The organism is Collinsella sp. AF20-14LB, from assembly GCF_003459505.1.
Classification (GTDB): domain Bacteria; phylum Actinomycetota; class Coriobacteriia; order Coriobacteriales; family Coriobacteriaceae; genus Collinsella.
In genome coordinates, this window is sequence record NZ_QRWD01000004.1 from 144,793 (window position 1) to 158,660 (window position 13,868).

Below are 13,868 nucleotides of genomic sequence, written 5' to 3' on the forward strand. Positions count from 1 at the left end.
TGCAGCAGAACTTAAGCCTTCCTAAAAGATTGCGTTCTCGTACACGTACGCCCGCATATTGGGGTACAACTCAACGTGAACAATGATGGCCCGCCACATGTTTGGCGGGCCTTTGGTTATTTGACGAAAGGATCGCAGCTATGAGCGAGAACGATTCCCAGCGTCCCCAGGATGCGGGCAACGCCGGCGAGACCCAACAGCAGCCGCGTGTGCAGGTAGAGTCGACGCCTGCCGACAGCAACATTCCCTACGTGCAGGCCTACGACACGCAGACCGGAAAGCCGCTGGGCAGCCAGCGGGTTGTAAACAAGCACACAGTGGTCAAGACTAAGACCAAAAAGCTGCCGATCTTTATTACGGCGCTTGCCGGTTGTGCCTGCGGCGCCCTGCTGGTCATTGCGCTCATTATGAGCGGCACGCTCAACATTGGCGGCGGAAAGAATGCCGTGACGGCGGGTGCTTCGGGTTCATCGACGCAAAAGATTACGATTGATTCCGAGGACACCACGCTGGCCGAGGCCGTTTCTGCCAAGGCCCTGCCCTCCGTGGTTTCCATTACCGCCACTTCGAGCGGCGGCCAGAATGGCTCGCTTTCGCAGTCTGCCGACGAGTCGAACAACTCGGGCAGCGTCGGTTCGGGCGTTGTGCTCGATACCGAGGGCCACATTCTCACCAACAACCACGTGGTCGATGGCTACGATCAGTACGTGGTGACCATGGATGACGGCACTACGTACGAGGCCGAGTTCGTGGGCAACGATGCCTCGAGCGACCTGGCCGTCATCAAGCTCAAGGACGCCGACGCCTCCAAGCTCACCCCGATCGAGATCGGCGATTCCTCCAAGCTCAACGTGGGCGAGTGGGTCATGGCGATCGGCTCGCCGTTCGGCAACGAGCAGTCTGTCTCCACGGGCATTGTGTCGGCGCTGTATCGCTCAACGGCCATGAGCTCTACCAACGGTAACACCATCTATGCCAACATGATCCAGACCGATGCCGCCATCAACCCGGGCAACTCCGGCGGTGCGCTCGTCAACGACAACGGTGAGCTTGTGGGTATCAACTCGCTTATCGAGAGCTACTCGGGCTCCAGCTCGGGCGTGGGTTTTGCCATTCCGGTTAACTACGCCAAGAACATTGCCGACCAGATCATCGACGGTAAGACGCCGGTGCATCCGTACCTGGGCGCCACGCTTTCGAGCGTCAATGCGCTTAACGCCCGCACCAACAAGTTGAGCACCGATAGCGGCGCGTATGTGGCGAGCGTCGTTGAGGATGGTCCTGCCGCCAAGGCCGGCATTCAGGAGGGCGACGTCATCACCAAGCTGGGCGACGATGAGATTTCGAGCGCCGACGGCCTGATCATCGCGCTGCGCAGCCACGAGGTGGGCGAGAAGGTCGAGATCACGCTCATGCGCGGCAAGGAAGAGAAGAAGGTCACGGTTGAGCTGGGCTCCGACGAGGAGCTGCAGAACCAGCAGCAGAACGACAGCGCGACCGATACCGGCAACGGCGGTATTACCGACGAGCAGCTGCGCCAGTATCTGGAGGAGCTGCTTGGCCAGCAGGGCCAGGGTCAGGGCAACGGCCAGGGTTTCTAACGAGCTGTATCGCACATATCGAGGCCAGAGGGGGCTGTTCCGCCAGCGCGGGACAGCCCCTCTTTTCGTAGTGATCCATTGGGGATGGAGGAAAACGGATCATTTAGAAACGGCAAGGGCATGGTTTGAACGCGCGATCCACTCCAGTTTGACGGCTGCCGATTCGGTGCGGTTTGAGACCGCTATTCGGCCCCATCGTGACCGGTGGTACTCTTGTATCCGTTTGAAATCGAGCGAAGGAGTGCCGCTATGGAGCAATCGAGCCTGTTTGGTGACGGTGTGGACATCGATACCGAAACGCCCGCGAGCGCGGATGCCGCCGCACCGACCGACGCCCGTGCCCAGGCGGCAGCGCGCGCGGCCGAGCTGCGCCACGAGCTCGATTACCACGCGTACCGCTACTACATGCTCGACGCGCCCGAGATCACGGACGCTGCCTTTGACAAAATGCTCGTTGAGCTGCAGGAAATCGAGGCGGCCTACCCCGATCTGGTGACGCCCGACAGCTATACCCAGCGCGTGGGCGGCTACGTGAGCGAGCAGTTTACGCCGGTCACGCATATGGCACGCATGTATTCCATGGACGATGCCATGGATCTGGACGAACTCGACGCGTGGCTCCAGCGTACCGAGGATGCGCTCGGTGCCGGTAGCGTCACCTATACCTGCGAGCTTAAGATCGACGGCCTGGGCGTGGCGCTTACCTACCAAAACGGAACCTTCGTGCGCGCCGCCACACGTGGCGATGGCACAACGGGCGAGGACGTGTCGCTCAACGTGCGTACCATCAAGGATGTGCCCATGCACCTGTCCGAGCCGGCGCTCGCCCACATGGGCGCCGACCGCGAGCGTACCATTGAGGTACGCGGCGAGGTGTACATGCCCAAGGGCAGCTTTGTTCGTCTGAATGAAGAGTCCGATGCCGAGGGCCGCGACCCCTTTGCCAACCCGCGCAACGCCGCCGCCGGCAGCCTGCGCCAAAAGGACCCCAAGGTCACGGCGCGTCGCGACTTGGCCACCTTTATCTATGCCATTGCCGATACCGACCCACTGCACGTCCACAGCCAGCGCGAGTTTCTGGACTGGCTGCGTAGCGCCGGCTTTAGCGTCAACCCCAACGTGGCCCGCTGCGCCACGCCGGCCGAGGTCCACGAGTTCTGCGCCCAGGCCCTCGAGCATCGCGGCGACTTGGACTACGACATCGACGGCGTGGTCGTAAAGGTCGACAGCTTCCAGCAGCAGCTCGACCTGGGCTTTACCGCCCGCGCACCGCGCTGGGCCATTGCCTTTAAGTTCCCGCCCGAGGAAAAGCAGACCATCCTGCGCGAGATTCGCATCCAGGTGGGCCGCACTGGTGTGCTCACGCCGGTCGCCGAGTTCGACCCGGTGACGGTCGCCGGCTCCACCATCGCGCGCGCCACGCTGCACAACATCGACGAGATCCGCCGCAAAAACGTGCGCGAGGGCGATACCATCATCGTGCACAAGGCGGGCGACGTGATTCCCGAGGTCGTGGGCCCGGTGCTCGACAAGCGCCCGGCCGATTCGGTCGACTGGCACATGCCCGAGGTCTGCCCCGTGTGCGGTAGCCCCGTGGTTCACGAGGATGGCGAGGTTGCCTACCGCTGCGTGTCCATCGACTGCCCCGCACAGCTCAAGGAGCGTTTGCTCCACTGGGTGAGCCGCGGCTGCATGGACGTCGATGGCCTGGGCGACGAGATCGTCGACAAGATGATCGCTGCCGGCCTGATCCACGATGTCGCGGACTTCTACCAGCTCACGGTCGACGACATCGCAGGCCTGGACACGGGCCGCACCTATGCCAGCTCCAACAGCAAAAAGGGCGTCAAGAAGGGCGATCCCATCCCGGTGGGCCTCAAGACGGCCGAGAAAATCATCGCCGAGCTCAACAAGTCCAAGAGCCAGCCACTCGGTCGCGTGCTGTTTGCCCTGGGCATCCGCCACGTGGGCAAGAGCGTGGGCGAGGTCATCGCCGAGCGATTCCTGTCGATTGACAAGCTCATCTTGGCGAGCGAAGAGGACATCGCCGAGTGCGAGGGCATCGGCCCCAAGATTGCGGCGAGCGTCAAGCAGTTCCTGGCTGTGCCCGAGAACCTTGCCGTGCTGGAGCGCCTACGCCAGGCGGGCCTGTCGCTCGAGGTTGACTTGGGCGCCGCACACGCGCAAGCCGCGGCCGATGCAGGCGTGGCCGGCGAGCTCGCCGACGCTCAACCGCTCGCGGGTCTGACCTTTGTGCTCACGGGCACGCTCGTCAACCGCACGCGCGACGAGGCGGGCGCGGCGCTCAAGGTGCTCGGCGCCAAGGTCTCGGGCAGTGTTTCAAAGAAGACGAGCTATCTGGTCGCCGGCCCCAAAGCGGGCTCCAAGCTCACCAAGGCCGAGCAGCTGGGTGTGCCCGTGTTGGATGAGGACACACTCGAGCAGATCTTGGCTACTGGTCAGGTGCCCCAGGCTTAGCGCATCAATAGCCTAATTGAAGAACCGCCCGGAAGCACGATGCCTTCCGGGCGGTTTTTACTTTACTGGGGCAACGGGCACCGTGATCTGCGTTACGTAGGTCGCGGGGTCGTCGCTGATGATGTCGTCGATGAGGGCGATCTCGCGTCGCCCCGCTACGCTGCCAATTTGTCAAAAGCTCCGCGGCGGTTGAGCACGGTAAACGCGACAACACAAATGACCGCCGACAGAATCGACCCGCACGGCGAGGCGATGCCCATGGGAAACAGCGTGTCGGAATAGGCATTCGACAGCAGCCACGCACCGGGCACGCGAATGAGCGCCACGGCCAGCACGTTGTGCGCAAAGCCGATGTAGCTCTTGCCGTATGCAGCGAAAAAGCCGCTAAAGCAAATGTGGATGCCGGCAAAGATCGCGTCGAAAATATAGCTGCGCATATAGCCGGTGCCGGCGGCGACCACCGCGGGGTCCTTGGCAAAAAAGCCGATAAACGCCGGCGCCACCAGCCACATCAGCACCGTGATCAGGCAGCCGTACACCACCGAGATGGTCATGGCGTCCCTGAGTACCTGACGCGCGCGGTCGCCCTTGCCCGCACCGGCGTTTTGCGCCGTGAGCGCGCTGACGGTAGCGCCCATGGAACTCGGCACGATAAACAAAAAGCTGATCATCTTCTCGACTAGGCCCACGGCGGCGGCGTCGACCAGGCCGCGGTGGTTGGCGATGACGGTGATGAACATAAATGCCACCTGGATGCAGCCGTCCTGCACGGCCACGGGCACGCCGATCTTAAGAATGCTGCCGAGCACCTCGGGCTGGGGGCGCAGGTCGCTGCGCTTAACGTGGATGTTTGTGCGACGGCTCTTGAGCCACACGAGCGCGAGAGCCACGCTCGCCGTCTGCGCGATGACTGTGCCGAGTGCCGCGCCTACGGGGCCGAGCCCCATGTGGCCGATAAACAGAAAGTCGAGCGCGATGTTGATGATGCACGCCACGCCAATCACGTACATGGGCGAGCGCGAATCGCCTAGGCCGCGAAAGATGGCCGAGAGGATGTTGTACGCGGCGATAAAGGGAATGCCCATAAAGCAGATACGCAGGTAGGCGGCGGTTCCTTCGACCGCTTCGGCCGGCGTGCCAATGAGTGCCACAATCTGCGGACACAGTGCGAGCAGGACAGCGGCCAGCACCACCGAGACACCCATAAACAGCGTGATGGTATTGCCGATGGCGGTCTCGGCACGATCGAAGCGGCGCGAGCCCACGGCGTGGCCGACGATGACCGTCGTTCCCATGGCCAGACCCACGAGCGTCACGGTAATGATATAGAGCGTCTGCGCGCCGTTGCCCACAGCGGTGATGCCGGCAGCGCCGCTAAACTGCCCCATCATGTACAGATCGGCCATGCCGTAGAGCATCTGCAAAAAGTACGAGAGCATATAGGGCAGGGCAAAGACCGCGATGGTCTTGAGGACATTGCCGCGTGTGAGGTCGTGTTCCATGGGCGGGGCACTTTCTGGCTTGGGTCGTTTACGTACCAGTGTAGTGAAAACCCTACAACGATTGTAGAGTCAAGGTTTGTGTTGGCGGCGAGGCGAAAAAGTCACGCTCGCGTTCATTTCTAATTGAATACGGACGTGCGCCCTGTGAGCATGGCGTCTGCACTAGCCTTGCAGAAATCGATTTCGCATCACTTGACACCGCCGCACGGCGCGCCATAATACGTGGGTTTGCGAACAACGTTTGATGGGGGATGAATCTGCGTGCGCAATCTCAAGATTTTGTTTTCCTATCTGGGGACATACCGCCGCGATGCCATACTCGGCGTGCTCTTTGTGACGGCCGAGACGGCGCTCGAGCTGTTTATCCCGGTCATCATGGCAAATATCATCGATGTGGGCGTGCCCGCGGGCGACATCAACTACATGCTGTTGCAGGGCACGTATATGTTGGTATGCGCCGCATGTTCGCTGGTACTTGGCTTGGGCTATGCACGCACGTCTGCTCGCGTCGCCTCGGGGCTGGGCGCTAACCTGCGCGAGGCGGAGTATCGCAAGATCCAGACGCTCGCTTTTGGCAATCTGGACAACTACGACGCCAGCTCGCTTGTCACTCGCATGACCACCGACATCACCGTGATTCAAAACGCTGTAGGTAACGGCTTCCGCCCCATGGTGCGTGGTCCTGTGACGCTTATCGTCGGCTTGGTCTATGCGTTGGTGCTGTCGCGTCCGCTCGCTACGGTATTCGCGATTATTCTGCCGGTGCTAGCGATCGTGCTGGGCGTTATCACCTACCGCGTCAGCCCGCTCTATCGCCAGTTACAGACTTCGATGGACCATCTCAACGGCGTGGTGCAGGAGGACCTCACCGCCGTGCGCGCCGTCAAGGCGTACGTGCGCGCCGAGCACGAGGAGGCCAAGTTCGACGCCGTCAATACCGAGCTTGCGCATACGGCGACGAAGACCTTTGGCAACGCTGTGCTCAACTTGCCGGTGTTTCAGCTGTCGATGTACGTGGCGGCGCTTTCCATTCTGTGGATCGGCGGTCGCATGATTCTTGCCGGCGAGCTCGGCGTGGGCTCGCTCACGGGCTTTATGAGCTACGTGCTGCTGATCATGAACTCGCTCATGATGATTTCCAACGTGTTTTTGCTGCTCACGCGCGCTCTCACGAGTGTGGGCCGTATCGCAGAGGTGCTCGATGAAGAGCCCTTTATCGCCAACCCTGCGGGAGACCTCGCGACTGCGGCACCAGCGGACGGCAGTATCGAGTTTCGCGACGTTTCCTTTAAATACCGCGCGGATGCAGCCGAGGATGTGCTCGAGCATATCGACCTTCGCATTGAGAGCGGCTCGACGGTGGGTATCCTCGGCGGTACGGGTTCGGGCAAGAGCTCGCTTGTGCAGCTGATTGCGCGCCTGTACGACGCCACCGAGGGCGCCGTGCTTGTGGGCGGACATGACGTGCGTGACTACGACCTGGCTACCTTGCGCGACGCGGTGGGCATTGTGCTGCAAAAGAATGTGCTGTTCACGGGCACCGTGCGTGAGAACCTGCAGTGGGGCAATCCGCAGGCGTCGGACGATGAGCTCCTCGCGGCTTGCCGCGCGGCGTGCGTGGACGAGTTCCTTGATCGCATCGGCGGGCTGGACGGCGAGTTAGGCCAAGGCGGCGCCGGTGTTTCGGGTGGCCAGAAGCAACGCCTGTGCATCGCGCGCACGCTGCTCAAGCATCCGCGCGTGCTCATTTTTGATGACTCCACCAGTGCGGTCGATATGGCGACCGACGCTAAGATTCGCGAGCACATCGCTCAGATTCCCGATACGACCGTGCTCATCATCGCCCAGCGCATCGCGAGCGTCATGGATGCCGATCGCATTGTGGTGTTGGACGACGGTCGTGTCCACGGCGTGGGCACGCACGAGGAACTGCTGGCGGGCGACAACATCTACCAGGAGATTTACGCCTCGCAGATGGAGTTTGCGGGGAACGCGGACGCCGCCGGAGGCAGCGACGATGGCTGCGCGAATGATCCGTTTTCCTCCGTCCCCAGCGGTTCGCTCTTGGAAGGGGGTGAGCGCCATGCCTAAGACCGCAGCCCAAGCACGCCCGGCCGACCTCGAGCGCACGGTGCGCCGCCTGCTCTCCTACATGGGTCACGCCAAGTTCTCGTTGCTTGCGGTGGGTGTGCTCGCCTCCGTCGCCGCCATCGCGAGCCTCGCCGGCACCTACATGGTGCGCCCCATCGTTAACGGTTTGGCCACGGGCGGGGAGGAACTGCTCGCCAAGCAGGTCATCCTGACGGCGATCATCTACGCCGCGGGCGTGCTTTCGGCCCTGGGCTACTCACAGATCATGGTGCGCGCGGCCCAGCGCGTGGTGTCCGATATTCGCCGCGACCTGTTCGCGCACATCCAGACGCTGCCGCTCAGTTATTTTGACAGCACGCGCTCGGGTGACATCATGAGCTTTTTCGCCAACGACGTCGACACCGTCTCCGAGGCGCTCAACAACAGCTTTGCCAACGTGATTCAGGCCGCCATTCAGGTTGTGGGCACCACGGCCATGCTCATCATCCTTAACTGGCAGCTCACGATTATCACGCTCGTGTGCGATGCGGCCATTGTGCTGTACGCGCGCTACTCGGGCACGCGCTCTAAGCGCTTCTTTGCCGCCCAGCAGGCATCGCTTGGCGACCTGGACGGATATATCGAAGAGATGGTCTCGGGCCAAAAGGTCATCAAGGTCTTTAATCACGAGGCAGCGAATGTCGCCGGCTTCGCCTGCCGCAACGATGAGCTTCGCCGCACCGGCACCGCCGCCGTGAGCTATGCCAACTCCATGGTGCCCATGACCGTCGTGATTGGCTACGTCAACTATGCCATCGTCGCCGTGGCGGGCGGCATGCTCTGCATCAAGGGGCTCGCCGATGTAGGTGCGCTCGCGAGCTATCTGGTCTTTGTACGCCAGGCGGCCATGCCCATCAACCAGTTTACGCAGCTTGGCAACTTCTTGCTCAACGCGTTGGCCGGCGCCGAGCGCTTGTTTGCCGCCATGGACCTTAAGCCCGAGGTGGACGAGGGCTGCGTGGAGCTGGTGCAGACGGGCGATGCCGCGTGGGCATGGAAGATTCCCGAGGGCCAGGGCGTGGGCGCGTACGGGCACCTGCATGACGTGGCAGCCGTTGATGAGTCGGGTCGCGCGGTGGCCGCCGACGGTACCGAGCTCACGTGCGGCTTGGTCCTGCTTGCCGGCGACGTGCGCTTCCATGCCGTGGACTTTTCCTACGTGCCGGGCACCCGTGTGCTCACGGACCTCAACCTGTTTGCCAAGCCGGGGCAAAAGATCGCGTTTGTGGGCTCGACGGGCGCCGGAAAGACGACCATCACCAACCTCATCAACCGCTTCTACGAGGTCGATGACGGCGAGATCACGTACGACGGCATCGACGTCAAGCACATTGCCAAGGCCAGCCTGCGCGGGTCGCTCGGCATTGTGCTGCAGGACACGCACCTGTTTAGCGGCACCATTGCGCAGAACATCCGCTTTGGCAAGCTCGATGCGACCGACGAGGAGGTGCGCGCCGCTGCCGAGGCAGCCTGCGCCGACTCGTTTATCCGCCGCCTGCCTAGAGGGTACGACACGCCGGTCACGGCCGACGGCGCCAACCTGTCGCAGGGCCAACGCCAGCTGCTCGCCATCGCGCGCGTGGCCGTTGCCGACCCGCCGGTGCTCATCCTGGATGAGGCCACGAGTTCCATCGACACGCGTACCGAAAAGCTTATCGAGCGCGGCATGGACCGCATCATGCGCGGACGCACCACCTTTATGATCGCGCACCGCCTGTCCACCGTCCGCGACGCCGACGCCATCATGGTCCTCGAACACGGCCGCATCATCGAGCGCGGCACCCACGAAGAGCTGCTCGCCCAGCACGGCGAGTACTGGCAGCTGGCGCATGGCTTAAAAGAGTTGGATTAACCCGTTCGAGCACGATGCTTTGACCTCTCCGTGCTCTTCACCTCGCCTCAAACCATCACAACATTCGACGTTTTTTGCCAAAAACGGGAAAAGCATCGAATGTTGTGATGGTTTTTCTGCCACTCGGCCGGGTGGAATCGCTTTCTTGTGCACGAAGGTGTGCGGACCCGTGGGCAGGGGAATAAGGTTGGTTATCCGACTCCATTGGAGGGCTCATGGACCTGCCGATCGTCTTGTCCCATAAGACTGCCTGGCTGTACCACAACGTGGCGCGCCCGTCCGAGCCGCTCTCGCGAGCAAGCAGCCTATACGATGAGGACTCGCTTGCTAGCGAGGCGGAGCCGACTGCGAGCCTGCCCAAATTGGGACTCGATGCCAAGGGACTGAGGGCTTCAACGGCAGTTGGGATCGTTACCGACTATCTGGTTTCGCTTGGTATTCCACGAGAAGAGCTCGATCATATCGACACGCTCGTCAACTTCGATTTTGAGCGCTCGACGCCGGCTGGATTTAGGTGCCACGTGTTTGGGGCGCCGGTACCTCCAGGCCATCTTATCGAGGTGGCAGAGGGCCTTCTGGTGGTTGATGAGGCCATGTGCTTTGTCCAGGCGGGTTCGTGGATGAGTGAGCCCGAGCAGCTGGAATATGGCTACGAAATCTGCGCCCGATACCATTTGAATCATCTGTCGACAGGCGATTATATCGAGATGGGGCAGAGGTATACCGTTGCCGACTTGATTGCCTATTGCAATGAGAACCGATCTCGTCAGGGGGCTATACGCGCGGCCGCCGTGCTCAAGCGCGTGCACGATGGCGCGCGGTCGCCCATGGAGACGGCCACCGCAATCATGGTCGTAGCAAAACGTTTCCAGGGCGGGCTGGGATACGCCAAAATCGAGCTCAACCATAGGGTCGATGTTCCCAACGAGTTCAAGTGTCTCGCAAAGGCCGGGTATTTCGAGATTGACGTATATGCGCCTGCGAGCGGTACGGGGATTGAATACAACGGCTCGGACCATCTTGATAAACAGCGCAGCGCGTCGGATGCGGAGCGTATGACCGTGCTGAGCGCGCTGGGCTTTAGGATGATCGTCCTCACCGGGACTCAGTTTGCCCATCAGCTGCAATTGCACCGGGCGATGAACGCCATCGCACTCGCGATAGGCCTTAAGTGCGACCGAAGCGAAGCGTTCCAAAAGCGGCAGAACGACCTGCGAGAATTCGTGATTCGGCACTGGGACAGCGGTCTTTAGGGGCGCTTTGGTCCTTCTGCGGGGCGCTGCGGGTAGGCGTACCATCACAACATTCGACGTTTTTTGCCAAAATCGGGAAAAGCATCGAATGTTGTGATGGTTTGCGTGCTGAGGATGGGCTTGGGAAGCCGGTCTTGCTCGAAGCGACCTGTCCTGTCGTACGGGTGTCGGCAGGATTCTCCCGTGGGGTATTATGTTTTCCGAAGAATAAAACGCCGCGTGAGGGGAGGGCTGCGTGGACGGGCACGTGCAACATGACGGCTTTGGCCGCGATATCAACTACCTGCGCATTGCCGTTACCGACAAGTGCAATTTCCGTTGCATTTACTGCATGCCGGCCGATGGCGTGGCATCCCGCGCACACGATGAGCTTCTCAGCGCCGAGGAGATTGCCCGCTTTGTGCGCTTGGTGGCGGGGGAGGGCATTCGCCGCGTGCGCCTGACGGGCGGCGAGCCGCTGGTCAGCCGCCGTATCATCCCGCTTATTCGCGACATCCGCGCGATCCCGCAGATCGAGGACATCTCGCTTACCACCAACGGCGCCTTGCTGCCCAAGCTGGCGCCGCAGCTCAAAGACGCGGGGCTTAACCGCGTCAACATCTCGCTCGACACGCTCGACCCTACGCTTTTTGGAAAGATCACGCGCCTGGGTCGACTCGAGCAGACCGTGGCTGGCATCGACGCGGCGCTGGCTTGGGGCTTTGAGCCCGTTAAGGTCAACTGCGTTGTGGTGCGCCGACTCAACCAGGATGTGGCGGCTCTCGCGCGTCTGACTATCGACCGTCCCATTCACCTGCGCTTTATCGAATACATGCCTATTGGCGACGAGCACACGAGCTCGCATTGCACTGTGGACCCGCATGCGCCCGCGCTCAATCCCGAGCTGTGGGACGCGAGCGATACCGTGCCGAGCGACGAGCTGCGGGCGCGCATCAATGCCGGGGTCGCCGCGACGGGACTGGGCGAGCTCGAGCCGCTCGACATCAGCGACGCTCCTGCCGGCGCGGGCCCTGCGCGCTATTGGCGCTTTCCGGGCGCGGCGGGAACGGTCGGCTTCATCAGCGCCATGTCCAACCATTTTTGCGCGAATTGCAACCGTCTGCGCCTGACGGCCGATGGCAACGTGCGTCCGTGCCTATTCAGCGATGCCGAGTATTCGGTGCATGAGGCGCTGCGCCGTGGTGATGATATGCAGGTACTTTCGATTTGGCGCGATGCCGTGGCCCACAAACCGCAGGAACACGCGATAATTGAGGGCACGCAACGATTTATGTCCCAAATCGGAGGATGATCATATGGCCAAGAGCAGGTACGCCGATGCCACCAAGGCCGCTCGCAGGGCCGCGATGTCTGCCCACAAAGTCACGGCCGCGGCGAATGCTGGCAACGCCGACGCGTCCGCACAGCCGACTGCCAGCGCTGCCACCGAACCCGCCCGTGACGCCCGCCGCGACGAGCTGACGCACGTGGACGCCAAGGGCGAGGTGCGCATGGTCGACGTGTCCGACAAGGCCGAGACCCATCGCATTGCCATCGCCGAGGGCACCATCCTCATGCATCCCGAGACGCAGGCCATGGTACTGCAGGACCGCGCCAAAAAGGGCGACGTGCTTGCCTGCGCGCGCGTGGCGGGCATTATGGCCATCAAACGCACGAGCGACATCATCCCCATGTGCCATCCGTTGCTCATTACCAAGAGCAAGTGCGATATTGCGCCCATCGCTGCGGCGGGGACGCCGGCCGAGGACGTGCCCGAGGGCTGGGCGCCGGCGCGCGCGGACGGGCAGGTTGGCTTTCACGTACTGGTTACGGCCGGCGTAACGGGCAAGACCGGCATTGAGATGGAGGCTCTGACCGGCGCGAGTGCCGCGTGCCTGACCATCTATGACATGTGCAAGGCGGTCGATCGCGGCATGGAGATCGTTGACGTTCGCCTGCTGCACAAGGAGGGCGGCCGCTCGGGCGTGTGGGACCGCGCAGAGCGTCAGGCCGCTGCCGTTGAGTCCGTGGCCGCTGACGGTGCCGCGCCCGCGAGCGCACCCGTCGCCGTTGCACCCGCAGCTCCCGCCCCGGCCGTCCCCGCGATCGCGTTTATCGGCTACCAAAACTCGGGCAAGACCACGCTCGTCGAGAAGGTCATTGCCGAGCTCACCCGCCGCGGTCTGCGCGTGGGTTCGCTCAAGCATCATGGGCATCACGGTTTTGATATCGATGTGCCCGCTAAGGACACCTGGCGCCATCACCAGGCCGGATCCAAGCACGTGGGCCTCATCTGCGCCACGCGCTGGGCGGAGTACGCCGACACGCGCGAGGAGGACGAGATGCCCGCGCGCGAGCTGCTGTCGCGCTACAACGATGTCGACGTGGTGATCATCGAGGGCTACAAGACCGAGGGCTTCGACAACATCGTGGTCGCGCGCTCCGGTGTCGACCGTCTGCGCGGCAAGAGCTCGCTCGACCTGGTCGATGGCCACACGCTGGCCCTTGCCTGCAACGAGGCCCTGGCGCGTCAGGCCTTCGACGCCGGCTTTGCGACCCGAGCCATCAACATCAACGACGCCCGAGCCATCTGCGATCTCATCCAAGACCACCTTTAAGGCTTGACGCTGCGCCGGCCCCAAGCACCCCATCTCGTCCCTCAAGCCGTCGTCCGCGTACCAAAGTACGCGTCGCTCCTCTTTCGGGGCGACCTGGGGCACTTGGAACCGGCTCGCTGCGCTGCCATAACCAGACAGACGATATGAGCAGGACATAAAACATTGAGAGCCCCTGCTGCATGAAAGACCGCGGATTAGGCCGACAATGGTGAGTGTCTAATTCAGCCGCGGCGGCCACGCCGCATTCATGGAAGGGGCTCCCATGCTCGATACTACCACCTTCATCGGCCTCGACGTCCACGCCCGCTCGATAAAGGCCGTCTCCCTCGACGTCATGACCGGGGAGGTGCGCGCCGCGACCTTCGGCTACGACGCCGGCGCCGTCGCGGAGTGGGTCCGTTCCATGGACCCCAGGGCCAGGTGCGTGTACGAGTCCGGGGTCACGGGCTTCGACC

The 13,868-nt window shown here is 62.3% G+C and carries 8 protein-coding genes and 1 pseudogene; 8 read left to right on the forward strand and 1 reads right to left on the reverse strand.

The annotated features are described in order from the left end of the window. The first annotated feature begins 140 nt into the window (after window positions 1–140). Together DWX63_RS03390 and ligA are read left to right on the forward strand one after the other, a co-directional pair. The gene (locus tag DWX63_RS03390; protein ID WP_117842815.1) at window positions 141–1,601 is read left to right on the forward strand and encodes a S1C family serine protease; all 1,461 of its coding nucleotides are present in this window, start codon (window positions 141–143) and stop codon (window positions 1,599–1,601) included. Window positions 1,602–1,850: 249 nt separating this feature from the next. After that, the gene (ligA, locus tag DWX63_RS03395) at window positions 1,851–4,079 is read left to right on the forward strand and encodes an NAD-dependent DNA ligase LigA (protein WP_117842816.1); all 2,229 of its coding nucleotides are present in this window, start codon (window positions 1,851–1,853) and stop codon (window positions 4,077–4,079) included. A 155-nt stretch (window positions 4,080–4,234) separates the two neighbouring features. Here the strand turns inward: ligA and DWX63_RS03400 are convergent, their stop codons facing one another. Further along, a complete protein-coding gene (locus tag DWX63_RS03400) occupies window positions 4,235–5,581 on the reverse strand; it encodes an MATE family efflux transporter (protein WP_117842817.1) in 1,347 nt (448 codons plus the stop codon). A gap of 261 nt (window positions 5,582–5,842) precedes the next feature. Between DWX63_RS03400 and DWX63_RS03405 the strand changes: the two genes are divergently transcribed. The 6 genes and pseudogenes from DWX63_RS03405 to DWX63_RS11470 all read left to right on the forward strand — a co-directional run. After that, on the forward strand, window positions 5,843–7,672 hold the full coding sequence (locus tag DWX63_RS03405; protein WP_117842818.1) for an ABC transporter ATP-binding protein: 1,830 nt from the start codon (window positions 5,843–5,845) through the stop codon (window positions 7,670–7,672). Continuing rightward, the gene (locus DWX63_RS03410; protein WP_117842819.1) at window positions 7,665–9,563 is read left to right on the forward strand and encodes an ABC transporter ATP-binding protein; all 1,899 of its coding nucleotides are present in this window, start codon (window positions 7,665–7,667) and stop codon (window positions 9,561–9,563) included. Before DWX63_RS03405 ends, DWX63_RS03410 begins: the two co-directional genes overlap by 8 nt. A 215-nt stretch (window positions 9,564–9,778) precedes the next feature. After that, on the forward strand, window positions 9,779–10,816 hold the full coding sequence (locus DWX63_RS03415; protein WP_117842820.1) for a hypothetical protein: 1,038 nt from the start codon (window positions 9,779–9,781) through the stop codon (window positions 10,814–10,816). 235 nt (window positions 10,817–11,051) lie between these two features. Then, the gene (gene moaA / locus DWX63_RS03420) at window positions 11,052–12,107 is read left to right on the forward strand and encodes a GTP 3',8-cyclase MoaA (protein ID WP_233514448.1); all 1,056 of its coding nucleotides are present in this window, start codon (window positions 11,052–11,054) and stop codon (window positions 12,105–12,107) included. A 4-nt stretch (window positions 12,108–12,111) separates the two neighbouring features. Next, window positions 12,112–13,413, forward strand: a complete 1,302-nt coding sequence (gene mobB, locus DWX63_RS11635; RefSeq protein WP_117842821.1) for a molybdopterin-guanine dinucleotide biosynthesis protein B — start codon at window positions 12,112–12,114, stop codon at window positions 13,411–13,413. Window positions 13,414–13,675: 262 nt separating this feature from the next. Next, window positions 13,676–13,868: pseudogene (locus DWX63_RS11470) on the forward strand (IS110 family transposase); the annotation flags it as partial.